The 23,896-nt window shown below is 44.9% G+C and carries 22 protein-coding genes; 21 read left to right on the top strand and 1 reads right to left on the bottom strand.

Annotation, left to right across the window (positions count from 1 at the left end; translation table 11 throughout):
* Positions 1-69 precede the first annotated feature (69 nt).
* The 13 genes from KHZ77_RS06140 (at position 70) to trxA (ending at position 13,415) form a co-directional block, all read left to right on the top strand.
* A complete protein-coding gene (locus KHZ77_RS06140) occupies positions 70-987 on the top strand; it encodes an NAD-dependent epimerase/dehydratase family protein (RefSeq protein ID WP_295196755.1) in 918 nt (305 codons plus the stop codon).
* A 198-nt stretch (positions 988-1,185) separates the two neighbouring features.
* Entirely contained in the window at positions 1,186-1,779 is a 594-nt protein-coding gene (locus KHZ77_RS06145) for a rubredoxin-like domain-containing protein (protein ID WP_295196758.1), read from the top strand.
* Positions 1,780-1,998: 219 nt separating this feature from the next.
* Positions 1,999-2,997, top strand: a complete 999-nt coding sequence (locus tag KHZ77_RS06150) for a nucleoid-associated protein (protein WP_295196761.1) — start codon at positions 1,999-2,001, stop codon at positions 2,995-2,997.
* A 74-nt stretch (positions 2,998-3,071) separates the two neighbouring features.
* Positions 3,072-3,602 carry a Cys-tRNA(Pro) deacylase gene (gene ybaK, locus KHZ77_RS06155; RefSeq protein WP_295196763.1) on the top strand — a complete coding sequence of 177 codons (531 nt, stop codon included), beginning with the start codon at positions 3,072-3,074 and terminating at the stop codon, positions 3,600-3,602.
* Between the two features lie 3 nt (positions 3,603-3,605).
* Positions 3,606-4,385 (top strand): viroplasmin family protein, encoded by a 780-nt coding sequence (locus KHZ77_RS06160; protein ID WP_295196766.1) that lies wholly within the window; start codon positions 3,606-3,608, stop codon positions 4,383-4,385.
* Positions 4,386-4,602: 217 nt separating this feature from the next.
* Complete coding sequence (locus tag KHZ77_RS06165; RefSeq protein WP_295196769.1) at positions 4,603-6,036, top strand: glucose-6-phosphate isomerase; 1,434 nt, start codon at positions 4,603-4,605, stop codon at positions 6,034-6,036.
* A gap of 123 nt (positions 6,037-6,159) precedes the next feature.
* Positions 6,160-7,152, top strand: a complete 993-nt coding sequence (gene galE, locus KHZ77_RS06170; RefSeq protein WP_295196771.1) for a UDP-glucose 4-epimerase GalE — start codon at positions 6,160-6,162, stop codon at positions 7,150-7,152.
* 47 nt (positions 7,153-7,199) lie between these two features.
* Positions 7,200-8,108: a hypothetical protein gene (locus KHZ77_RS06175; RefSeq protein WP_295196773.1), complete on the top strand. Its 909-nt coding sequence runs from the start codon at positions 7,200-7,202 to the stop codon at positions 8,106-8,108.
* A 63-nt stretch (positions 8,109-8,171) separates the two neighbouring features.
* A complete protein-coding gene (locus tag KHZ77_RS06180) occupies positions 8,172-9,359 on the top strand; it encodes a secretin N-terminal domain-containing protein (RefSeq protein WP_295196776.1) in 1,188 nt (395 codons plus the stop codon).
* Between the two features lie 71 nt (positions 9,360-9,430).
* A complete protein-coding gene (locus tag KHZ77_RS06185) occupies positions 9,431-11,431 on the top strand; it encodes an ABC-F family ATP-binding cassette domain-containing protein (RefSeq protein WP_295196779.1) in 2,001 nt (666 codons plus the stop codon).
* Complete coding sequence (gene gluQRS, locus KHZ77_RS06190) at positions 11,410-12,546, top strand: tRNA glutamyl-Q(34) synthetase GluQRS (protein WP_295196782.1); 1,137 nt, start codon at positions 11,410-11,412, stop codon at positions 12,544-12,546. Before KHZ77_RS06185 ends, gluQRS begins: the two co-directional genes overlap by 22 nt.
* Positions 12,547-12,572: 26 nt before the next feature.
* A complete protein-coding gene (locus KHZ77_RS06195; protein WP_295196784.1) occupies positions 12,573-12,947 on the top strand; it encodes a CoA-binding protein in 375 nt (124 codons plus the stop codon).
* 144 nt (positions 12,948-13,091) lie between these two features.
* A complete protein-coding gene (gene trxA, locus KHZ77_RS06200) occupies positions 13,092-13,415 on the top strand; it encodes a thioredoxin (RefSeq protein ID WP_295196786.1) in 324 nt (107 codons plus the stop codon).
* A 207-nt stretch (positions 13,416-13,622) separates the two neighbouring features.
* Here trxA and KHZ77_RS06205 read toward each other — a convergent pair whose 3' ends face one another.
* Positions 13,623-14,978 carry a threonine/serine exporter ThrE family protein gene (locus KHZ77_RS06205; RefSeq protein WP_295196789.1) on the bottom strand — a complete coding sequence of 452 codons (1,356 nt, stop codon included), beginning with the start codon at positions 14,976-14,978 and terminating at the stop codon, positions 13,623-13,625.
* A gap of 422 nt (positions 14,979-15,400) precedes the next feature.
* Between KHZ77_RS06205 and mraZ the strand changes: the two genes are divergently transcribed.
* The 8 genes from mraZ to murG all read left to right on the top strand — a co-directional run bounded on the left by mraZ (position 15,401) and on the right by murG (position 23,864).
* Positions 15,401-15,832 carry a division/cell wall cluster transcriptional repressor MraZ gene (gene mraZ / locus KHZ77_RS06210; RefSeq protein ID WP_295196791.1) on the top strand — a complete coding sequence of 144 codons (432 nt, stop codon included), beginning with the start codon at positions 15,401-15,403 and terminating at the stop codon, positions 15,830-15,832.
* Between the two features lie 53 nt (positions 15,833-15,885).
* Positions 15,886-16,818, top strand: a complete 933-nt coding sequence (gene rsmH, locus KHZ77_RS06215) for a 16S rRNA (cytosine(1402)-N(4))-methyltransferase RsmH (protein WP_295196793.1) — start codon at positions 15,886-15,888, stop codon at positions 16,816-16,818.
* Positions 16,819-16,845: 27 nt separating this feature from the next.
* Complete coding sequence (locus KHZ77_RS06220) at positions 16,846-17,268, top strand: septum formation initiator family protein (RefSeq protein ID WP_295196795.1); 423 nt, start codon at positions 16,846-16,848, stop codon at positions 17,266-17,268.
* Between the two features lie 61 nt (positions 17,269-17,329).
* Positions 17,330-18,817 carry a UDP-N-acetylmuramoyl-L-alanyl-D-glutamate--2,6-diaminopimelate ligase gene (locus tag KHZ77_RS06225; protein WP_295196797.1) on the top strand — a complete coding sequence of 496 codons (1,488 nt, stop codon included), beginning with the start codon at positions 17,330-17,332 and terminating at the stop codon, positions 18,815-18,817.
* A 1-nt stretch (position 18,818) separates the two neighbouring features.
* Positions 18,819-20,195, top strand: coding sequence for a UDP-N-acetylmuramoyl-tripeptide--D-alanyl-D-alanine ligase (gene murF / locus KHZ77_RS06230; protein ID WP_295196800.1), 1,377 nt, complete (start codon positions 18,819-18,821; stop codon positions 20,193-20,195).
* 175 nt (positions 20,196-20,370) lie between these two features.
* Entirely contained in the window at positions 20,371-21,348 is a 978-nt protein-coding gene (gene mraY, locus KHZ77_RS06235) for a phospho-N-acetylmuramoyl-pentapeptide-transferase (protein ID WP_295196803.1), read from the top strand.
* A gap of 12 nt (positions 21,349-21,360) precedes the next feature.
* Positions 21,361-22,758 carry a UDP-N-acetylmuramoyl-L-alanine--D-glutamate ligase gene (murD, locus tag KHZ77_RS06240; RefSeq protein ID WP_295196806.1) on the top strand — a complete coding sequence of 466 codons (1,398 nt, stop codon included), beginning with the start codon at positions 21,361-21,363 and terminating at the stop codon, positions 22,756-22,758.
* Positions 22,758-23,864, top strand: a complete 1,107-nt coding sequence (murG, locus tag KHZ77_RS06245) for an undecaprenyldiphospho-muramoylpentapeptide beta-N-acetylglucosaminyltransferase (RefSeq protein WP_295196808.1) — start codon at positions 22,758-22,760, stop codon at positions 23,862-23,864. Before murD ends, murG begins: the two co-directional genes overlap by 1 nt.
* Positions 23,865-23,896: the final 32 nt, after the last annotated feature.

Raw genomic sequence — 23,896 nt, forward strand, 5'->3', positions numbered from 1 at the left:
GTGACAAGGCGTTAAATTATTCAAAAAAATTCTATTAGAAGATTCTATGAAAAGATTCGGGGTAGAGCAATGAAAATAAGTGTTACCGGTGGAGCCGGTTTTATAGGTTCCCATTTAGTAGACCGATTAATTGAACAGGGACATACGGTGCAGGTTATTGATAACTTAAGCACAGGTTCACTGTCTAATGTGAATGAAAAAGCTCAATTTTTGAACATGGATATTCGCAGCAGTGAGTTGACTAAAGTATGGGCGGAATTTAAGCCGGACTATGTATTTCATGAGGCTGCTCAGACCATGGTGCCTGTATCTATGAAAGATCCTGCACTTGATTGTGATGTAAATCTCATGGGACTTATTAATGTGCTTAACAGCTGTGTACAGAACGGCGTGAAGAAGATTATCATGCCTTCGTCCGCCGCTGTTTACGGCGATTTGGACAGCTTGCCTTTGGATGAAACCATGGCCGGCAAACCGAGCTCTTTTTATGGACTCACTAAATTGACGACTGAAAGTTATTTGGAATTATACGCAAAGAATTTTAACTTGCCTTACATTTGTTTCCGTTACGCCAACGTATATGGTCCGCGCCAGGGTCATGGCGGTGAAGGCGGCGTAATCAGCATCTACTGTGAGCATTTACAAAAGGGCCAGGACTTGGCTATTTTCGGTGACGGTGAACAGACCCGCGACTTTGTTTACGTTGATGATGTGGTGGAAGCGAACCTGTTGGCATTGGAAAAACCGGAAGTTACCGGCATCTACAATGTAAGTACAGAAAAAAGTACGTCGTTAAATGAACTGATTGGTCATTTTAAAGATATTGTAGGTAAATCTTTTACTGTTAATTACGAAGCGGAACGGGCAGGGGACATTAAACACTCTTTGTTAAGTATTCAGAAAGTGCATAAAGACCTGGCCTATTCGCCAAAAACAGAGTTGCGCGACGGCTTGGAAAAGACGTACAATTATTTTATAAAGAAATAAAAAATAATTGATAACTCTTGAAAAATATTTTAATTTTTTGTGAAATTCTATAGAGACAGTAATGGTTTTTCTCAAATTTTTATCATAGATTTATGACGGTAAAGTATGATAAAATAAATATATGAAGTATAGCATTTTATATGTTCAAAGTTGTAGCTATACATTGTTGTACCAAGTTGTTAATTATAGGAGAGTATTGTGGAAGCGAACAACGAAAAAACGATCAAGTACATTATTTGCCGTGTATGTGGGTATATTGAAACTGCAGATAAGGCTGATCAGCCATGTCCGGCATGCGGTTTTCCTAAAACTGTATGGGCCGAATATACTCCACGACGTTTAAATCCTACACGCAAAAAACTTTTGGATTTACATTTACATCCAATCGCAGTGCATTTCCCGATTACCGGCTCTGCACTTACTTTCGGTTTGCCTTTATTGGCTCTATTAGTGCCTTACAGCTTATCTTACCGCTTATTTGACTTCACTATGTTGGTAGCTCTTGTAATGCCATTATTATGCTTAGTTGGCGCCATCTCCGGTTATGTAGGAGGCAAGTTGCGCTATAAAACAACTTCAGCACCTACATTGAAGTTCAAAATTTATTTAAGCGTAGTTTACTTCATCATCACGCTGGCTCAAGCCTATATGGCCTGGACCTATGGTGTTGATGCGGGTAATGCACTGATTATGATTGCTTTAGGGGCAGTTTCATCTCTATGTGCAGCAATACTTGGCAAGAAAGGTTCTTACCTCTTTGCCGGTATGTTCGGCCCTTACGTTCAGGGTTAAGTAGATCGTATTAACAATGGAGAGGCCTTGTTCCGACGTTTTAAACGCGGGGCAAGGCTTTTTTCAAATTCTGAATCATTAAAATATAAATATATTCAAGTTGAACGTGTTAATTATATAAATTATGCGCATTGAGTTATATTAAGTTGTGCGTATGTTACATATTTAAGTTATACGTAGTAAGTTATGCAGCTTTAAGCTGTGGAGAAAGGCGTATTCATGCAAGTTAATAAGGCAGTATTGCAAATATTTGATTTTCATTCATCCTTGGCTGTGTTTTCCGAAGGTGAACTGGATTTAGGGGAAGCGACTATACAGGAATATATTAGCGCCCATGTGGAAAAAGCGATAAAGGACCCGGGCCTTCGTCAGGGGCATCTGAATCCGTCAAGTCCTGTGGGGCATATGGTGAGTGCTTACGCGAACGGCGACATGAATATGGTGGAATTCGGCAAGAAAATGGGTGAGTCTATTTTCAACTTTATGAAGCAGGCCACGGAACCTTCCATTATGGATGCCATCGTGTGTGAAGCGAAGGGGCATAATACGTATTTATGTGTGCTTATCTGTCAGGCTCACGACGGATATACTCACGGTACTGTAAGTGGGGAAGATGGTGAATTGGCTACGAAGCTTGTGTCGAATCGGGCTGTCTTGCCTATGCCAAGCCAGAAGTTGAGAGCCTTTTTAGCGATTAATCCGGAAAGTTTTGCTGTATCCGTATTTGAGCCGAAAGGTGAATACGACGGAGAAATTACGTATATCTTAGCGGATAAGGTATTGCAAATCGGTACGAATCCGTCATCCCGCGATACGGTAAACAAGGTGCGCCGCATTGTAGATAAAGTGGCAAAAGCGCATGAAGGTGACGGCGTGGCGGAATTGGTAGAAGTGCGTCAGCTCATTTCGAAGAATGCGGAAGTGTCTGATACGATTGATCCGGAAATTATTGTGGAAACCGTATTTGCCACAAATCCGGTGCAACAGGAAGCGGCTAAAAAAGAATTAGCCGAACAGGACATGCTCCGTCCGCTGCCGGTTAATCGCGAATTTGCCGCCAAAGTGGGAGAAAAGCATAAGATTAAAACTGACACGGGCATTGAAATCAGCTTCCCTGTTGAATATATGAAGAACAGCGATTTTATTGAAATTGTTACCAATCCGGACGGCACCTTGCGGATTGAACTGAAGAATATCAGCAAGATTTTGAACAAGTAAAAGTAGCTGAAATTAAAGAATAAAGATCAAAGAACAACGAATAAAAATAGAGAATAAAAAAAGAAGGTATTGTAATGAGTAAGAAGGATCATAAAAAAACGAATGCTATGCGCATGTTGGACACACATAAGGTGGACTATGAAGTGCTGACCTATGAAGTGGAAACACAGGGGCAGGTGGCACAGGTAGGCCGCAATGCAGGCCTTCATGTGGCGGAAGAAATGCATTTGCCGGAAGAGCAGGTATTTAAAACATTGGTGGGTAAGGGCAATGTGACCGGTCCTGTGGTGTTCTGTATCCCTGTAGCAGAGGAGCTTGATTTGAAGCAGGCGGCCCGCGTGAGCGGTAATAAGTCGGTGGAGTTAATCCATGTAAAAGATTTGTTGGGCCTTACAGGCTATGTGCGCGGCGGTTGTTCCCCTATCGGCATGAAAAAACTGTTCCCTACCTATTTTGATAACACGATGGAACAGTTCGACCATGTGTATGTCAGTGCCGGTATGATTGGTAAACAGGTAAAAGTAAATCCGCAGGATCTTCAGTCTGTGGTCCAGGCTAAGTTTGAGCCTCTCACAATGGGCGCTCGTGACGCAGGAAAGGAATAATTAATGGCAAAGAAATATTATGCTGTGCAGCAGGGACGTAAGCCGGGCATCTATGAAACGTGGGCGTCCTGTGAAGCACAGGTCAAAGGATTTAGCGGCGCTGTTTATAAATCCTTTCCCACATTAGATGAGGCGAAAGCATTTATGGGTGACGCCAGCACTTCAACCACTGCTAACTCCGGTTCACAGTCTACATCAGGTTCACCATCTAAAGCAGGTTCCAAAGCTTCCACAGGCGAGACTAGAGGCTCCTTAGCTGATTATTTTAGTGGAGCTGTGAGCGGGGGAAACAATAAGGGAACACAAAGTACATCTAACGCTTCAGGTGTTCCGGGCTCATTCGAGACTTCCGGTGCTTCCGGAAATGTGGATGGTCTAGTTGCTTATATTGACGGCAGCTTCGATAAGCACAACGGCAAAGTGGGGAGCGGCGGCGTTATTTTCTATGAAAACAACACGTGGGAGTTTTCCTTTGGCACGGCCGATCCATTTTACACGACCTATTGGAATGTGGCCGGCGAGTTGCTGGGGGCCATGCATGTTATGAAAGAAGCGAAGCGCGTCGGTGCTGAAACGGTTCATCTCTATTATGATTACATGGGCATCGAAATGTGGGCCACCGGTCGCTGGAAGACGAACAATCCGTTGACGCAGTCTTATGCGCAATTTTTCAAGGAATACCGTCCCTATATGAAGGTGCATTTTCATAAGGTGGCGGCGCATACAGGCGTTACGTATAATGAACGGGCGGACCAATTGGCCAAGGCGGGCACAAAAAAATAACCGGAAAAAAAGATACAATATCACTGAGAATGTAAAGGGCAAAAACAAAGGGATTAATATTTATATTGCATAATAAATCAAAATACTGTCTATTGCATACGGCTCATTGTAAAGGTACAATAATATGTAGGGCATGACAGACATGTCATCGGTATAGTTATTTAGATTCTATTTTTGAGATTATATACAAGTAAGTATTACATTAAAGGAGGATCTTATGGGGAAGATTGTTTTACCTTCAGGACTTACATTTGACTATACAAATGTATTAAGTGATTGGGCCGTTACAGAAGCTGACGTGCAAAGTGAAAAGGCTCATATCGAAAAAGCTGTGAAAGCGGCGGCTCAAGTTCGTGTTAACGGCGTTGTAGAAGGTCATTTATCTAAGGACGGCACTCCGGAATTAGTTTTATTCCCTCAATTGCCATATATTGAAGATGATCACTTGAATTCCGAAGCGGTAATGAAACGCTTGGAAGAATTGGGTGCTCATGCAAAAGCTGATATTGATGCGGTAGTAAGCTTCGGTATCGGCGGTTCCTATTTGGGCGGCAAAGTATTATTCGACGTACATTGCGGCGAATTCTGGAATCAAAAAACTCGCGAAGAACGCGGTGGCTATCCACAGTTGTACTTCAGTGGCAATAACGTAGATCCTAAGCGCACTGCCGAATTGATTGAAATGTTGAAAATCAATGCGGAACGCAAGGGCGGCCCATTCAAAGTAATGCTCATCGTTTTTTCCAAATCCGGTTCCACTATTGAGCCAATGTCCAACTTCATGGTTGCTCAGGAAGCTATGTTAAAAGCCGGTATCGGTGTAGAAGTGGTAGCTGTAACAGATCCTCGTTCCGACGAAAAAGAAACGTTACTTCATAAATTAGCCGTGTCTCAGGGCTGGCCGATTTTTGCAGTTCCGGACGGAGTAGGTGGACGTTTCTCCGTATTTACAGAAGTAGGTCTTGTAGTAGGTGCTGTTGTGGGCTTCGACATTCGTCAGTTCTTGGCCGGTGCTAAAGAAATGGACGAAGCCTGCAAGAGCGAAGACATGATGAAAAACCCTGCTTTGTTAAGCGCCATTTTAAAATACATCGCCTCTGAAAAATACGGCCGTATTATCGAAGTGATGATGCCTTACGGCGATTCCTTAAAATCTTTGGCTGAATGGTATGTACAGTTATTGGCTGAATCTTTGGGTAAAGAAAAAGACGATAAATCCGGTCGTTACGGTCGTACGCCGGTAGTTGCCGTAGGTACAACTGACATGCATGCGCAGACTCAGGAACATCAGGAAGGGCGCCTCAATAAAGTGGTAACCTTCGTAAAAGTAAATGAATGGGGCACTACATTGGAAGTTCCTCATACTTACAGCGATATTCCTACCTTGGAAGCGTTCAGCGGTCTTGATTTAGGCACTATCTTGAATACTGCTTTGGAAGCAAACAGCGAAGCACTTACAGGGGATAATCGTTTTAACTTGACCATCGAATTACCTAAAGCGGATGCGTATAATTTAGGTGCATTCATGTTCATGCAATGCTGGGCAATTTTCTACGAAGGCCAATTGGCTGAAGTAGATGCATTCAACCAGCCGGGTGTAGAAGTGTATAAAAAGTTATTGGGGCCTAAGTTAGCGGCACATAAAAAATAAAATTTATATACAAATCAGCAAGTATACAAATCAGCAAGACAATATAAACTTAACTATTTTGTTGCACATTAAACCGGTTCATTGAAAGACCGGTTGCACATACTAACTAAGGAGACCTTGATAATGAATATTTTAGTTACCGGAGGAGCAGGTTATATTGGAAGTCATACGGTGCGTGCCTTATGCAAAGCAGGGCATACGCCGATCGTATTGGATAATTTATCACGCGGTCATGTAGAATCATTACCGGCCGGCGTGGAATTCATTGAAATGGATATTGCCGATCCCGGCGTAGTTGATGTGATTAAAAAACACAACATTGAAGGGATTATGCATTTTGCCGCACATTCACAAGTTGGTGAATCCATGGTCAATCCGTCCATTTACTATGAAAATAATGTGGTCGGCTCGTATCGACTCATTGAATCGGCTCGCAACGGGGGCGTAAAATATTTTGTATTCTCCTCAACAGCTGCTGTATACGGTGAACCGAAAGAAGTTCCTATCGTGGAAACAGCCGCATTGAATCCTACAAATGTATATGGTCGCACAAAGTTGATGATTGAGCAGATGCTTAGCGATTATAGCCGTATTTACGGCATGCGCTATGTGGCATTGCGTTACTTCAACGCAGCCGGTGCGGACCAAAGCGGTGAAATCGGCGAAGACCATACACCGGAAACACATTTGATTCCTATTATTTTGGAAGCAGCTTTGGGTAAACGTGATGCGATTACGATTTTCGGTACCGACTACGATACAGAAGACGGCACTTGCGTACGCGATTATATCCATGTAACTGATTTGGCATCCGCTCATGTTTTGAGTATGGAATACTTGAAAAACGGTGGAGACTCCAATGTGTTTAATTTAGGTACAGGCAATGGCTTCAGTGTTCAATCCATTGTGGATACCACTAAAGAAGTAACTAATGTAGACTTTGCTGTAAAATATGGCGAACGCCGTGCCGGTGACCCGGGTATATTGATTGCTTCCTCTCAAAAAGCACAGACTGTATTGGGCTGGAAACCGACACACAGCGATGTGAAACAAGTTATCGGCGATGCATGGAACTGGCATCAAGGTCATCCTGACGGATATAAAGCAGCAAAATAAGAAACTTACATACTCTATTTGTAATAGATTGTGAAAGGATTACGAATATGAAAAGACTGACCCTACAAGATATGCGCACTTTTTTATATAAGAAAGGCCGCCTCTTGTACGGGGCGGTCTTTTTATTTTGCCTTGTTTTAGTATATGGACTTTATAGAACTTATGTAGCGCCAACGTTTGAGGGAAAGACAATGGCCGGCGGATCATCGGAAACTGAGGAAGTATTGAAGTCTGAAGGACGAAAGAATTTGGATGAGGTGAGGAAAAAGCGACTGCAATCCTCTAGGGATGAATCAGGACAGAATACGTTTAGTGCCAATGTTACTAATTCCGGTAATTCTACTAGCTCTTCTAATTCTACGAATACTACTAGTTCTATGAATCTGGATGACGAATCGTCGCTCCGGGGACGGCAGATTTACTCTTTAAATAAAAGCCTGCGCCCTTTGCCTTTTGAAGATCCGTTTTTTATACATCTTGTGGTCGACGGGAGTGTGGATACTTTGGATAAACAAAAGAGTAGCAGCCAAAGGAATGGGACTCAAACAAACAGTACTCAAGGGAGTGGTAATCAAAGCCGTAAGTATCGAAGAGGTAATACTGAAAGTAATAACAATGAAAACTACAATAATGAAAACAACAAGCAGCATAATAATCGGAGTAATTATATTCAAAGCAATAATCAAAGTAATAAGCAAAGTAATAATCAAAAACGTAGCAGGCAGAATCACACAGGGAATGAAGGATATATAGGAGGTAACTCAAGATCATCGGGAGATATTGTGCTGATGGGAATTGTGCAGGGTCATACTACATTGGCACTCATACAAACTTCTAATGGAGACGGCGCTTATGCCGAGGGAGAAGGCAATGGGGATCTCTATGTGAAGTCTATTGATTCCGGAAGCGTTCTAGTCGTTTACAACGGCGTGGAGCGGAGGCTTTATATACAGTGAAATAATTTTTTGGAGATTTAAGTCTAGTGTGTTTTAAATAAAGTAGGTTTATGGGAGTGTTATATGGGATGTGTTAAATGGTGGGGGCTGTTAATGCTCATTGTTGGATGGCTGGGCTCAGCAGGGGTTAGCAATTTAGTTTACGGCTTAAATATGACGGTCACGAACGGAAGTTTAAGTACTTTGGTTCAGTCCATTGCACGCAGTGAAGGGCTGTCTCTTATGGGGGCGGAGTCATTGTCCGGTACGGTAAGTGTGACTATCGAAAATGAAACAGCCTTAGAAGCATTACAGCAACTGGCAAAGTTAAAAAATTTCTCTCTTACGGAAGATGAGGGTGTATGGGTGGTAGACGGCAGCGGTATGGACAGCAAGGAGTCTCGCCAGGCTGTTTTGTTTACGCCCACACATATGAAGGCGATCGCATTGGAGCAGGCGCTGAAAACGATTGTGGGAGATAAATATGTAAAGGTCCTGGCCGATTCCAATCAGGTACTCGTATATGGAACTGCTGCGGAGCTTCGACAAATTAAAACTGTTATAGGTGAATTGGACGTCGTGCCTCGTCAGGTTCGCATTGAAGCGGCCATTGTGGCCATGGAAAACTCCTTTATGAGGGAAACGGGTATTCAGTGGTCATGGAAGAGTTTTACAGGTCACGGCGAGGATGAAACCGGTTCCTATGGCAGTATTCGTTTCGGCAAAGCCCCTTCAGGCGAGCCGTATTCGTTCTTTGTAAAGCCTGAACTGAAAGCGGAAGAAAGCGATGGGAAGAGCGTATTGATTGCTCGCCCATCCATTACGGCTGTAAATGGCCAGGAAGCTAAAATTTTAATCGGTGACCGCATTCCTGTATTGGTGGAAACCAGGGAAGGGAATGAAAGCTGGACTACGGTTCGCTATGAAGAGGCGGGTATCCGACTTACGTGCACGCCCAGCATCAGTGCCGACGGCAGTGTGGATGCACAGATTTATGCAGAAGTAAGTAATCCGGTCATGGTATCTGAACTGAAGGCATATCGGATTACGACACGGCAGGCGGAAACGCGAGTTCATCTCAATAAGGGAGATGTGCTGGTTATTGGCGGCCTCATGGATAATCGGGCCGGGAAACAGTCTTCGAAAATCCCGTTTCTCGGAGATATTCCATTGTTAGGTAAATTATTTCAGCATGCGCGGAAGACGAAGGATTCAGTGGAGCTGTATATTTTCGTGAAGGCGGATATTATTGAAAGCGAGACGGATATGTGAATATTCAAGGTCAAACAGGTCCTGTCTATGTTATAATAAGCTGTATACATATGGAACGGAGGAATTGGTGAATGGAACGAATCCGTATTATCGGCCTGTCAAAATCATTTGGGGTTCGCACGATTTTTACGAATGTATCGTTTGAATTGAAGCGTGGCGAACGGGTCGGTCTTGTAGGTCCTAACGGGGCAGGCAAGTCGACGTTGATGAAATGTATTTTGGGCCTTGAGGAAGCAGATGAGGGCCAGGTGGTGAAGGACAGTGCCACCACGATTGGCTATTTACAACAGGATATAAATTTGGGCGACGACAGCTTGAATGTGGAAATTCAGAAGGCTTTTGCGGACGTGCAGCACTGGGAGCAGGAATTGGCCGCTGTGAGCGCGCAATTGGAACAGAATCCGCAAGACGAAAGTTTGTTAAAGCGGTTGGCATCGGTACAGGACCGTCTTGAATGGCTGGGCGGTTACGACTATGAAATGCAGACACGCCGCATCGCTTACGGTCTCGGATTTTCCGATGAAGATCTGGCGAAATCCGTATCGGAATTTTCCGGCGGTCAGAAAACGCGCATTAATTTAGCGAAAGCCTTGGTGCGTCGTCCTACCTTTTTATTTTTAGACGAACCGACAAACCATTTGGATATGGACATGTTGGAATGGTTGGAAAATTATCTTACCTCTTACGGCGGCGGTATATTAATTATCAGCCATGACCGTTATTTTCTTGACCGTGTGACAACTCGCATTGTGGAAATGGATCATCACAGCGCCACTGCCTATCGCGGCAATTACAGCCGTTATGTGGAGCAGCGCGAAGCACAGCGAAAAGCGCAACAGACTGCCTATGAAAAACAGCAGGAGCATATTCGCAAAACGGAAGAATATATTGATAAGTACCGGGCGGGTATTAAGTCGAAGATGGCGCGAGGCCGTCAGTCTCAACTGGACCGATTGGAACGCATTGAAGCGCCGGAGACTTCGGAACAGTTGAAGTTTACGTTTCCGAAAGCGCAACTCAGTGCCGATAAAGTACTTACGGTGGAAGAGTTGTACTTGTCGTATGGCAATCGGGATATTGTAGAAGATATTTCTTTCATGGTGCGCCGCGGCGAAGCGGTAGCGCTTATCGGACCGAACGGCGCCGGGAAGTCTACTATTTTAAAATCCATTGTAGGTGAATTGAATCCGGAAGCCGGCTTTATCGATTTGGGCAGCCGTGTATCTATCGGCTACTTCTCTCAGGAGCATGAAAAGCTTCATCCTGAATGGTCTGTTGTGGAAGAAGTGATGAGCGAGTTCAACTTCAGTGAAGAAAAGTCCCGCAATGTGCTGGGCATGTTCCTGTTCCGCGGCGACGATGTGTTTAAGCTGGTTAAGGAATTATCGGGCGGTGAACGGGCACGACTGAGCTTGCTGAAACTGTTTTTACAGGGCGATAACTTCCTCATTCTTGACGAACCGACAAACCATTTGGACATTCCGACACGCGAAGTGGTGGAAGAAGCGCTCATGCATTATACAGGCACGATTTTGGTCGTATCCCATGACCGTTACTTCTTGGACAAGGTGGCAAAACGAACTTTGGTGCTTGGTGAAGACGGCATTACTTCTTATCAGGGGAATTATTCGTACTACAAGGATAAAATCCGAGAACAGGCGGCCTTGGCAGCCTTAGCGGAAGCGGAAAAAGCGCAGGCGCAAACAAAGAGCAACGCAGGAGCATCAAGTACGGCAGGAACTGCAGGAGTCGACACCGGTGCAGCTTCTTCGGGTAACAATGAGCAAGTTGGCGCAGCAGGGGAAGACAAGGAATCGAGTTCCTCAGGTACCGGTGCGGCACGCAACAATGCGGCACGTCCCGGCAACTCCTTTATGCAGGCGAAAGAACTGCAAAAGGTGGAAACTGAAATTGCCCGTTTGGAAGCGACGATAAAGATGTATGAAGTCCAGTTGCAGAATCCTGAAGTAATTGCTGATGCGGACTTGCTGGCGGAAACGTCGAAAGCTATGGAAGAAACCAATGAAGCTTTGGCCGGCCTTTACGAACGATGGGAGCAGTTGGCACAGTGATCTATGAGGGCGGGTTTAATAAATCAGTGAGTAATACAGCATCGTGCGATACAGCGAAAAAAGATATAGCAACCGGTAATGCAGTGATGGATAATATTGAGACGAGTAATACTGCGGCGAGCCATATAGCAACGAGCAATATTACAACGGCTACAAAGAAAGGGCGGTTCGCGCCCAGTCCTACGGGGCAACTTCATCTGGGTAATATTTGGGTAGCGTTATTAAGTTACTTGCATATTAAACAACAAGGTGGCCGTTATGTGGTGCGTATGGAAGATATTGATACGCAGCGGTCGAAGCGGAGTTTAGGCGAAGCGCAGCTGGATGACTTGGAGTGGCTCGGTATTGAGTGGGATGAAGGTCCTCGAGTGGGCGGACCGGACGGACCCTATTGGCAAAGTGAACGCTACGATTTATATGAAGCGCAGCTTGAAGAATGGCGTAAGGCAGATAAAATATATCCTTGCTACTGCAATCGGGCCCGTCTTCACAGCATAAGTTCTGCGCCTCATGGGCAGGACGGCATTGCTTATTACGACGGCAAGTGCCGCCATTTGACAGAAGCGGAACGGCAGGCCATGGAGAAGACGCCGTCCTGGCGGTTGAAGGCGGAATCAAGAAATTATCATTTTACAGATATTTGGCAAGGTGAGCATGACGTGATGCTACAGCCTGAAGTGGATGACTTTGTGGTAAGGCGGGCGGATAATATGTTCGCCTATAACTTGGCGGTGGTTTACGACGATATTGCCATGGGCATAACGGAGATAATCCGCGGTTACGATCTGTTGCCGGCCGTAGCGCATCAGTTGTGGATTTATGAACTGTTGGGCGCACAGCCGCCACAATATGGTCATGTGCCTTTAATTGTAGATGAGGAAGGCTATCGTTTATCGAAGCGTCAGCGCAGTATTACCATTAAAGAATTGCGTGAAAGCGGCTACAGTGCTTCTATGATTATAGGCAGACTGGCCTTGCAGGCGGGCTTTGTTAAGCCAGGACAAATCGATTTACAGACGGGATTGACGGTCAATCAGTTGTTAGCAATTAATTTTGATAATTTATCGCTAAAATTGCATCAAATCAAATTGACAAATTTCGATATTGAGATATAATATAGGAAGAGAGTTGAGGTGAATCTATGAATCTTGATGAAGCAATTAAAAAGAAAGTTTGGGCCGTAGTAGGCGCCACAAATCGCACCGAAAAGTTCGGTTACAAAATCTTTATGCATCTTCGTAAACGCGGTTACACTGTATATGCGGTGAATCCGAATGTAAGAGGGATCGATGGTTCTCCCTGCTTTGCTTCTCTATCCGATTTACCGGAAGTTCCGGAAATCGTGGATTTTGTAGTACCTGAGAAGGTAGGCTTGGCAACGCTGGACGAATGTAAAGCATTAGGTATTCCGGTAGTTTGGTTACAACCGGGTGCTGACAAACCGGCTGTTGTTGAGAAAGCACAATCCTTGGGAATCGATGTGATTCAGGACTGCGTGCTTGTACAAATCCCATAAATTGACGAATAAAATCTGAAACATGATTTTTATTCCATATAAATATTAGTAAATATACTCATATCCGTTTATAATGATATGGGCAGCATACGATTTAATTTAAAGCGGTATTGAAACCGCGACGTTATTAGGAGGTCATTTAACATGGCAAACATCGCAGAATTAACAGTAGAAAATTTTGAAAGCACAATTTTGAAACACGAAGGCGTGGCAATCGTAGACTTCTGGGCTCCATGGTGCGGTTATTGCGTACGCATGATGCCTATTTTCGAAGAATTGGCCGGCGAACTTGGTGATAAAGTACAATTCGGTAAAGTAAATACTGACGAAGTTGTTGCATTGGCTCAACAGTTCAATATCGAAGTATTGCCTACATTTGCAATCATTAAAGACGGCAAAGTAGTAGACCGTAAAATCGGTTATGTGCCAAAAGAAGAATTGAAATCCGCTATCGAAGCTCAGTTCTAATAACCGACTGTTGAATCTTTGATTCACTGTTAAAATTAATACAATTACATAAAAATAAAGCTGTGTCTTTATCTGTAAAATCCTTTGGGGGATTTAGATAAGACACAGCTTTTTTGTTTTTATAAAATGTTTGGAGTTATAAGACAAACCTAGAGTTAGCGTTATAGGACAACCCGGAAGTTATCGTTATAGGACCAAACGTGCCGGTTATTTCTCTTCGTCATAAATGTGATGATAGTGACGGCGTTTGTGAATGAACTGTTGTAGATTGAGTTCTTTTTTACGATCCAGGTAGCCACGTGCCAAAATGTGGGGAATGGATACGCCGATAGCGATGCAGACGATGATCAGACTGCCGGTGATGCCGCTACGCAAGGTTGTCATGAAACTTTCCGTGGATAAAGTATTGATGGTGAGCACGCCGTATAAGAAGCGATACAGCAATACGCCCGGAATCATAGGAATGACGGAAGGAATGGCGATAATCAACGGAGCGGTCCGCACTTTTTTATAAATTAACAAAGCGAGGAGACCGATGGTGGCTGCTGCTACAAAGCTGGCGCCGATTGACGTAAAGCCGAGCCATACAACAAGCGTGTTGCGGATCAGAATACTTACGGCCCCGCCGATACCGATAAGGTACAGCAGGCGATGCGGCGTATTAAAGATTAAGGAGAAGCTGATAGCCCCGATGGCTCCGGCCAACAGATTATACGGAGTTACCACGCTTGGCGTTACGCTCAGATTCGTAAATGTGGATACATGATCGAAGTAGAGCGCACTGGCAATACCCACCGCCATGCTGGCTACGATGAGAATCGTGTTGATAAGTCGGGTGGCACCGGAAATAATGTGGTTGTTGATTGTATCGTCAACCGCATTGATGAGCGGTATGCCCGGAACCATGAAGAGAGTACAACTGATCATGGCATATACGAGACCGTCCCAGCCGGTGACGGCGTAGATGAGGAACGATAAGGCGGTGGCCGCAAAGGATGCAATGGCAATACTGAAATAGAAATTAATCTGGAATTGATTGCAAACGCGCCGCACATAAAAACCAACCAGGGTACACACTAAGGCGACTAAAGCGGACAACATGTTGCCACCGAAGTTTATGGCAAAGGCTCCGCACGCTGCGCCCGCAGCCAAGGCTAAAATGGGAATAGGATATTTTGGCGGTGTTTTCGCAATTTCCTGTAACTCCCGTTCAAATTCGTCGAGGCTGAAGTTTTGATCCAGCGCACGCCAGGTGAGTTTGCTTAAAAACGACAGGGTGTTCATATTGACCCCGTGGTGTAAGGTTTTATGAAAGGCCGTGTAGGACTGTTCATCGGTGTGGACGTTGAGCATGAGCGTCGTATAGGTTACATGAATGTGTACATAATTGCGGGGAATCCCCATATATGTAGCGGCACGCATTACGTCGCGCACAATCTGATTTGTATTGGCACCATTTTCCATTAAAAGCCGCCCCAGGAAAAGAATCAAATTCATCTTGCGATGAATCTCTGAAAAGGGGTGATAAAACACTTGTGCTGTTTGAGCTGTTGTTGGAGACATGATCATATTCCTTTCTGCAATATATATTTAAGTATATCACAGGGGACTGCAGTTCGTACATTTCGAAGGTGGACGAACTGTGTAAAATGTGTATTCCTGCAGCACATGATTTATGAGGTATATGTGATTAAAAGAAGTGATTATAAAAAGTAAAAACACCTATGAGTTAAAAACATAGAAAATGAACAAAGTGGTGGTGAGAAGTGGGGCCACCGCTATTTTTTTAATCTTTAAAATCGAACAAACGAACTTTTTAAGGGTACAAAAAAACGATGAAATAAGCAAAAACAGTTAGGAAAAAAATTTTTTTGACAAATTTCAGTAAATTTTGTATATATTCTTGTTAAAGAGTGGGGGATTGTGGTAGAATTTACCATATAGTGGAGGATGGAGTAGAGTCAGTGTTAGGAGGTGAGACAATTATGTTTTTGGGTAATCATTCACATACGATTGATACGAAAGGCCGTATGATCATTCCCGCTAAAATGCGTGAAGAACTGGGCGAACGTTGTATTATTACCCAGGGATTCGATAATTGCCTTGCCGTTTATTCACTGGAACTGTTTCAACAAAAAGCTGACAAACTGAGTAAAATGTCTACCACTAAATCCACTGTTCGTATTTTGCAGCGTCATTTCTTCGGGAATGCGGCAGAAGTGGAGTTTGACCGCCAAGGTCGAATCTTAGTGCCTACCAATTTACGAAAATTTGCCGGACTTGGCAAAGAAGTGGTCGTTGTGGGACAAAGTAATTTCATCGAAATTTGGAGTCGCGAACGCTGGGATACGTATACTGCAACAACTGAAGGCAGTGTGGAAATGTATACGGAAAGTCTGGAAGACTTGGACTTTTAACACGATTAGGAAATTTAGGAAATATAGGTTTAGAGATAGAAAGGAGTGTCATTGTGGAATTCAATCATGTCAGTGTATTACTGACGGAAACTGTTGATGCTGTCATGAACAATCCTCATGGCACTTACGTGGATTGTACGTTAGGCGGTGCAGGGCATGCGATGGCCTTAGGCTCGCAGCTCAGCGAAGACGGATTGCTCATCGGCCTCGATCAGGACAGCGATGCATTGCGCGTGGCGGAAGAACGATTGCAGTCTTTAAAATGCCGCGTTATGACAATTCCCACCAACTTTCGCTATTTAAAAGACGCCCTCACGGAAAGAGGTATTCATGAGGTTGACGGTTTTATCTTTGACTTAGGCGTATCTAGTTACCAGCTCGATACGGCTGAACGGGGATTTTCTTATATGCATGACGGTCCGTTGGACATGCGCATGGATAAGGAAGGCAGCTTAACAGCCGCAACTATAGTCAACACCTATGATGAAAGCGAACTGGCCCGAATTATTTGGGATTATGGTGAAGAACGCTGGGCGAAGCGTATTGCCAAATTTATTGTGGAAGCGAGAGCGGAAAAACCGCTGGAACGGACCGGTGAATTGACATCGGTAATTAAAAAAGCCATTCCGGCCGGAGCACGCCGCGAAGGTCCACATCCGGCAAAACGTACATTTCAGGCCTTGCGCATCGAAGTGAATCAGGAGCTTACTATTTTGCATGACACCTTCGTTGATGCCGTAAGTCTTCTGAAACCGGGCGGACGCATCGGGGTTATTACATTTCACTCTTTAGAAGACCGAATTACGAAACAGACTTTTAAAGAGCTGAGTCAGGGATGTATTTGTCCACCGAATTTGCCTGTATGTGTATGTAACCATACAGCGGTGGTGAAGGCTCGCAACAAAGCGATTGAGCCTAGCAAAGAAGAAGTGGAAGCAAATAGTAGAGCGCGCAGTGCGAAGTTACGAGTTGCTGAAAAGTTGTAGTTATAAATAGTTGTAGGGGATGATGACATGTTGGCGAGAAAGACAATAGGTGCAAGAGCCTTAGAGCCGCAGGGGAAACTTTATATTCCTACACAGGCAGGGCAGGTAAGGCGCACCGGAGCACTTCGGAGTGCACATATAAGTCGTGAATTAAGATCTGTTATAATGCTCTTAGCTTTAATTATGGGATTTATGTTTATATATGAATACTTAGAGCATGTTAAAATAGATGCAGGGTACCGCTTAGTTGCCATGCAGCAGGATATGAAGCGACTTTCGAGAGAAAATGATGAATTAAACTTAAGTGTGGCGGAACTTCGTTCGCCTACACGTATTCAACAAATAGCGCAAGATAAGTTGGGAATGGTTTTGCCCGATGCTTTTGTGTTTAATAGCAAAGGTACAACTGTAGAGCGAGAGGTTAAGATTACCAAACCGATTGTTGACTAGTTACAGTGAGAGGCAGCTCTGAGTGGGAGCTGCTTTCATTGTTTGAAGTGGAGGAAATATCGTGAAAACCGTACAGGAATTATTACATCGTGTCAGTGCTGGCACATTGACGCAAGGGTCGGAAGACATTGTGGTTAAGCATATTACGGCTGATTCAAGAGCTGTAGAAAAAGACAGTTTATTTATTTGTTTAACCGGTGCACATGTAAATGGTCATACTTTTGTGGATAAGGCAATCGCAGGTGGTGCCACAGCTCTATTAGTTTCAGAGCCTGTTTCGGTACCTGAGCATATTGCCGTTATTACTGTTCCTGATACAAGAGTAGCCATGCAGGAATGTGTACCATTTTTTTATGACTACCCGGCCAATAAAATGCGCATGATCGGTGTAACCGGTACGAACGGTAAAACCACTACGACCCACATTATCGGTCATATCCTTCGCGCACAGGGGCACAAAGTGGGGATTATAGGTACAGTTCACACCTTAATTGGTGACAAATCCTATCCAATCCACAATACAACACCTGATGTGGTAGACTTACAACATATTTTGGCCCAAATGGTGGAAGAAGGTGTCACTCACTGTATTATGGAAGTGTCCTCTCACGCGTTGGCCTTGGATCGTGTAGCCGGTGTGGAATATGACACCGCTGTATTTACAAATCTTACACAGGATCACTTGGATTTCCATAAAACCTTTGAAAATTACCTGGCCGCTAAAGGCAAGTTGTTCCAACAGGTGAGCGCACCGGGACAGCATAAGCCTAATAAAGGCGCCGTCATCAACATTGATGATCCATATGGTAAACGAATTATGGACCTTAATTCCGCACCGCTCATTACCTATGGCACTAAAGGCGTAGGTACTTTGGAAGGGGAAAATCTTACGATTACGTCTAAAACAAGCGCTTACGATGTAGTTTATGAAGGTAAAAAGTACCCTATCCATATGAAAATTACCGGTCTTTTTAATGTATATAATACATTGGCGGCCATCGGAGCGGCGCTCTTCGAAGGCATTTCCATGGAAGCTGTCATTGAAGCACTCAGTACTTTTACAGCTGTACCGGGCCGTTTCGAATTGATTGAAGAAGGTCAGCCTTTCGCCGTTGTTGTAGATTATGCACATACACCGGACGGCTTGGAAAACATTTTAGAAACAGCTAAAAAAATTGTAGATAATAAAATTTTGGTAGTATTCGGCTGCGGCGGCGATCGAGATGCGACGAAGCGTCCGATTATGGGGCGTATAGCCGCACAATATGGTGATACCATTTACGTAACATCCGACAATCCTCGTACAGAAGATCCGGTGCAGATTGTAGAGCAGGTGGCAGCGGGCGTTAAAGAAGCATTGCGCGACGGTTCTTCCTACGAAGTGGTGGTAGACCGCAAGACGGCTATCTTTGAAGCTATCAAGGCGGCACAGCCCGGGGATGTGGTAATCATTGCCGGTAAAGGCCATGAAAACTATCAGATTTTAAAAGATAAAACGATTCATTTTGATGATCGTGAAGTAGCACGTGAGGCATTAAAGGAGAGATAATATGGCAGAGTTTACGCTCCGGGAGGTGTTGTCGGTTACCGGTGGCACCTACACGGGCAAAGAAACAGACACAGTAACGTTTTCCAGCGTGTCAACGGATACGCGCACTATCGGGGCGGATTCGCTCTTTGTGGCACTCACCGGTGACACCTTTGACGGACATGATTTCCTCGACCAGGCAAAAGCGAAGGGTGCTATCGGCGCCATCGTAAAAAAAGGCAAAGCACATGAGGGCTTAATTTGCATTGAAGTGGATTCACCGCTCTTAGGTTATCAACAACTAGCCAATTATCATCGCCGCCGTTTTGACATTCCTGTAGTAGCCGTTACCGGCTCTTCCGGAAAAACGACCACAAAGGAAATGGTGGCCGCCGTGTTAAGTACGAAGTTCAATGTACTTAAAACGGAAAAGAACTTTAATAATGAAATCGGGTTACCGAAAACCTTACTGCAACTTACGGACGAACACGAAGTGTGCGTCGTGGAAATGGGGATGCGCGGCCTCGGTCAGATCGATGAGCTGGCCCGCATTGCGGAACCGACTGTAGGTATCGTGACTAACGTAGGGAACAGTCATATTGAATTGCTTGGGTCCCGTGAAAATATCGGCAAGGCGAAAGCGGAATTGATTCAGCATATTCCCGCTGACGGCATTGCAATCCTCAACGAAGATGACGACTTAGTTCGGGAAATGACAAACCGCACAGAAGGTAAGACGATTTATTACGGCATTAAGGAACGAGCCACCGTATCCGGCTTCAACCTGCGCTATAAAAAAGACGGCATCAAATTTACCTGCCGTTGTTTCGATGAAGTGTTCGATGTGTTCTTGCCTATGATTGGGGAGCACAATGTATACGATGCGTTGGCTGCCATTTCGGCCGGCCGTGCTTTGGGCATATCGTCTCAGAAAATTGCCAAAGGGCTGGGCCAGTTCACCGGCATGCCGATGCGTCAGGAAATCATTTCCTTCCCTGATATTGTTGTATTAAACGACGCCTACAATGCAAACCCTGCGTCCATGGCGGAATCCATCAAAGCTTTGGGCCAGCTGGACGGTAAGCGCAAAATCGCCATGTTGGGTGACATGCTGGAATTGGGCGGATTTTCCGAAGAAAGCCATCGTGAAATCGGTCGCCTCCTCGTGGAAGAAGGGTACAGCGAAGTATACACATTCGGCGAAGCGGCTAAATTTATTGCGAAGGAAGCCAAATCTGCAGGGCTGAAAGCGGCTTACGTTTGCTCCAGTCACCTGGACATGGCAAACCAGTATTTTGACCATCGTAAAAAAGGCGATGTTATCTTGGTAAAAGGCTCTCGCGGCTTGCGCATGGAACGTGTTGTATCCGAAATTAAAGAACGGGAAGAACAGGCTTAAGCGTACGCACTCTTTTGGAGTAAAGTACATTAATTTGACAATCTGTCGTAAAGTGGCAAATTTTTTTCAAAAAAAGAAGAAATACATTTGCATTACCGTCGGTAATGTACTACCATAGATAACGGCCTATAAAAAAGGCCATATCTGATTAATAGAGTGAGGAGCGATTATTCGAATGACCATGCAGTTGTTATATACATTTATTACCGCGTTGGTAATATCATTAATACTGGGGAAAATAGGTATCCCTATGTTGCGGAGTTTACATGCGCAGCAAAGTATTCGTGAGGAAGGGCCGAAGGCGCATTTATCGAAGGCGGGAACACCGACTATGGGCGGTATTTTCATCCTCTTGGCTTTAATTGTAAGTGTGTTGATTTTCTCCCCTTGGAATACATCCACCTGGGTGCTCATATTCCTGACAATCGGGCATGGTTTACTCGGATTCTCCGATGATTTTATAAAATCTGTTAAAAAGCGTAATTTAGGACTTACGGCGAAACAGAAATTGTTGGGACAGATTATTATGTCCGCCATCTTCTGTTACATCGCCACAGAAGTGATGACCGTATCGACGGCGCTGTGGATTCCTATTGTAAATACTACTGTTGACTTAGGTTTCTTCTACTATGTATTAGTATTTATCATTATCGTAGGCACTACCAATGCGGTAAACTTAACGGATGGTCTGGACGGTCTGGCAGCCGGTACTTCGGCAGCGGCCGCCATTGCGTATACGGTAATCGGCATGATTCTCTATCCTGAGAACGGAGCCGGTGCAGGCGTGTCATTTTTCAGTATTGCTCTATGCGGCGCTGTATTGGGATTCTTATATTACAACTCCAATCCGGCCAAAGTGTTCATGGGCGATACAGGATCATTGGCCCTGGGCGGTGCTTTTGCAGGCATGGCCATTTTAACCAAGACGGAATTGTTGCTCATCTTGATTGGCGGCGTCTTTGTTATGGAAGCATTATCTGTTATCATTCAGGTAGTATCCTTTAAAACAAGAGGTGTACGCGTATTTAAAATGAGTCCGATTCACCATCACTTTGAATTATCCGGTTGGAGCGAACAGAAGGTTGTTGTTCGATTCTGGTTGGCCAGCTGCTTATGTGCAGTGCTTGGCTTGTTAGTATTTGCAATACGATAGGTAGGCGTTATTATGGAATATAAGGGAAAGCAGATTCTCGTGCTGGGCGCAGGCAGAAGCGGCGTCGGCGTAGCGCATGTGCTGGGAACGGCCGGTGCGCAAGTTGTGCTTAATGACTATAAAGAGATACAGTTTACGGAGGCGGAACAGAGTCTCCTGCAAGCGTCCGGTCATGTAACTGTCATTACAGGCCGTCAGGAGAACGATCTTTTGGACGGCGTGGACCGCATCGTCGTGTCTCCGGGGATTGCACTTACTATTCCTATTTTAGAAGAAGCGAAGCGTCGCGGCCTTGAAATTGTAGGCGAAGTGGAAGTGGCTTATGATTTATCGAAAGCGCCTATTTTAGGCATTACCGGTACGAACGGTAAGACCACAACGACTACCTTGTTGGGTCAAGTTATGGCGGCTACGGGGAAACCGGTTCGCGTGGGCGGCAATATCGGCCAGTCCCTCAGTGAAGAAGCGGCCCGCATTTCGGCAGACGGTTATTTGGTGGCGGAATTATCCAGCTACCAGTTGGAAAGTGTTAAAGACTTTCGCCCGATAGGTGCGATTATGCTCAATATCACACCGGATCATCTGCAACGTCATAAAACCATGGAAGCCTATCAACAGGCAAAAGAAAATATCTTTAAGAATCAGCAGCCCGGCGATGTAACTGTTTTGAACATTGATGACAAAGCGGTGGCAGGCATGGCGGATCGTGTACCGGGACAAGTACTTTGCATCAGTCAGCAAGAGGCGGTGACTGATGGAGCGTATTTCTCTCAGAATACATGTTATGCCGTAGCGGATGGTCGTGCAGAAGCGATTATCGGCACTGATGAAATCCATATTCCTGGACATCACAATATTGAAAATATTTTGGCGGTTATTGCCTTGGCCTATAAGCTGGGCGTGAGTCGTCAAATTTTGCACGATGTGATTGCCGATTTCCACGGCGTGGAACATCGCATTGAACGAGTGGCAACGATTCAGGGCGTAACATTTTATAACGATTCGAAAGCAACGAACACAGATTCAGCCATTAAAGCGCTGGAAGCGTTTGAAAAACCGGTTATTTTACTGGCCGGCGGCTATGATAAAATGACAGATTTAACAGAGTTCATGCAGCTTGTGGCCAAGCGGACGAAACATCTCGTTCTCATGGGCGCGGCGGCGGAACGCTTCGGCAAAGAAGCCAAGGCGGCAGGTGTGCCACATATTACCTTTGTAGATTCTATGGAGCATGCGGTTCGCACCGGTTATGAATTAGCCGAATCCGGTGACATCGTATTACTTTCACCGGCTTGTTCAAGTTTTGATTGGTACCATTGCTTTGAAGAACGGGGCGATGATTTTAAGCATAAAGTACAGTCTCTGGCAGCATCATTGGCAGGCACTGACACTCATGAAGGAGCACAGTAATGAAGCGTATTATTATTTCCGGTGGCGGCACGGGAGGGCACATTTATCCGGCCATTACGATTTATAAAGAAATAGCAGCTATGACCGATGCGGAGTTCTTGTATGTCGGTACGGAGCAGGGCCTGGAAGCAGGCATTGTACCGAAGGAAGGAATCCCTTTTAAAACATTGTCGGTACAGGGCTTAAATCGTAGTTTGTCCTGGCGCACACTGGTTACATTAGGTAAAACGCTGGGCTCTTTAGTACAGGCCAATAAAATTATTTCCGACTTTAAACCTGATATTGTCATCGGCACAGGAGGTTATGTGTGCGGTCCTATTCTCTTGGCCGCAGCACTTCGCAAGATTCCTACACTCATTCAGGAGCAGAACACCATCGCCGGTGTAACGAATAAAATTCTGAGTCGCTTTGTCGATGTGGTAGCTGTAGGCTTTGAAGAAGCGAAAGCTGCGTTCGGCAAGGCGAAACGCGTGGTGTACACAGGCAACCCGGTTCGTCCGGAAGTACTGGTGGATACGCGCGAAGCAGGCCGTGAATTTTTTGGACTGAAAGATGACGAATTCGCTGTTCTTATTGCCGGCGGCTCTCGCGGCGCGCGCAGCATCAATACAGCGATGATTGAAGTTCACCAACACTTTAAAGACGTAAAGGGGATAAAATTAATCCACGTTACGGGCACCAATGAATATGATCGCGTGCTGAAGGCATTGGGTGTTACTGATGGTAAGGAATTCAGCGAATCTTCGCTCATTGTTCCTTATATGTATGAAATGCCGAAGGCGTTGGCGGCCGCAGATCTGGCTGTGTTCAGAGCCGGAGCGGTAGGCCTTGCGGAATTGACCGTTCGCGGTATTCCGTCTCTCTTGATTCCGTATCCATATGCGGCGGAAGATCATCAGACGTATAATGCCCGTTCCTTGGTAAGTGCGGGTGCGGCGCGCATGATCGTAGATAAAATGCTGCGCGGCAAGGATTTAATATCGGACATCGAGTTCTATTTAGCCAATCCCGGAGAACTTGAACGCATGGCCAAGGCGGCCAAAACATTGGGGAAACCCGGTGCGGCCCGCCACATTGCGGAATTAGCCTTGGAAATTGCTAAATAGTAAATAGTATAATAGAAATATACATCAAAAAT

Source organism: Veillonella sp., assembly GCF_018364065.1.
Lineage (GTDB): Bacteria > Bacillota > Negativicutes > Veillonellales > Veillonellaceae > Veillonella_A.

Excerpts from the sequence above, each read along its gene's own strand:
- KHZ77_RS06140 (WP_295196755.1), top strand. The coding sequence starts at position 70 with ATGAAAATAAGTGTTACCGGTGGAGCCGGTTTTATAGGTTCCCATTTA.
- KHZ77_RS06150 (WP_295196761.1), top strand. The coding sequence starts at position 1,999 with ATGCAAGTTAATAAGGCAGTATTGCAAATATTTGATTTTCATTCATCC.
- ybaK (WP_295196763.1), top strand. The coding sequence starts at position 3,072 with ATGAGTAAGAAGGATCATAAAAAAACGAATGCTATGCGCATGTTGGAC.
- KHZ77_RS06160 (WP_295196766.1), top strand. The coding sequence starts at position 3,606 with ATGGCAAAGAAATATTATGCTGTGCAGCAGGGACGTAAGCCGGGCATC.
- KHZ77_RS06165 (WP_295196769.1), top strand. The coding sequence starts at position 4,603 with ATGGGGAAGATTGTTTTACCTTCAGGACTTACATTTGACTATACAAAT.
- galE (WP_295196771.1), top strand. The coding sequence starts at position 6,160 with ATGAATATTTTAGTTACCGGAGGAGCAGGTTATATTGGAAGTCATACG.
- KHZ77_RS06175 (WP_295196773.1), top strand. The coding sequence starts at position 7,200 with ATGAAAAGACTGACCCTACAAGATATGCGCACTTTTTTATATAAGAAA.
- KHZ77_RS06180 (WP_295196776.1), top strand. The coding sequence starts at position 8,172 with ATGGGATGTGTTAAATGGTGGGGGCTGTTAATGCTCATTGTTGGATGG.
- KHZ77_RS06185 (WP_295196779.1), top strand. The coding sequence starts at position 9,431 with ATGGAACGAATCCGTATTATCGGCCTGTCAAAATCATTTGGGGTTCGC.
- gluQRS (WP_295196782.1), top strand. The coding sequence starts at position 11,410 with ATGGGAGCAGTTGGCACAGTGATCTATGAGGGCGGGTTTAATAAATCA.
- KHZ77_RS06195 (WP_295196784.1), top strand. The coding sequence starts at position 12,573 with ATGAATCTTGATGAAGCAATTAAAAAGAAAGTTTGGGCCGTAGTAGGC.
- trxA (WP_295196786.1), top strand. The coding sequence starts at position 13,092 with ATGGCAAACATCGCAGAATTAACAGTAGAAAATTTTGAAAGCACAATT.
- KHZ77_RS06205 (WP_295196789.1), bottom strand. The coding sequence starts at position 14,978 with ATGTCTCCAACAACAGCTCAAACAGCACAAGTGTTTTATCACCCCTTT.
- mraZ (WP_295196791.1), top strand. The coding sequence starts at position 15,401 with ATGTTTTTGGGTAATCATTCACATACGATTGATACGAAAGGCCGTATG.
- KHZ77_RS06220 (WP_295196795.1), top strand. The coding sequence starts at position 16,846 with ATGTTGGCGAGAAAGACAATAGGTGCAAGAGCCTTAGAGCCGCAGGGG.
- murF (WP_295196800.1), top strand. The coding sequence starts at position 18,819 with ATGGCAGAGTTTACGCTCCGGGAGGTGTTGTCGGTTACCGGTGGCACC.
- mraY (WP_295196803.1), top strand. The coding sequence starts at position 20,371 with ATGACCATGCAGTTGTTATATACATTTATTACCGCGTTGGTAATATCA.
- murD (WP_295196806.1), top strand. The coding sequence starts at position 21,361 with ATGGAATATAAGGGAAAGCAGATTCTCGTGCTGGGCGCAGGCAGAAGC.
- murG (WP_295196808.1), top strand. The coding sequence starts at position 22,758 with ATGAAGCGTATTATTATTTCCGGTGGCGGCACGGGAGGGCACATTTAT.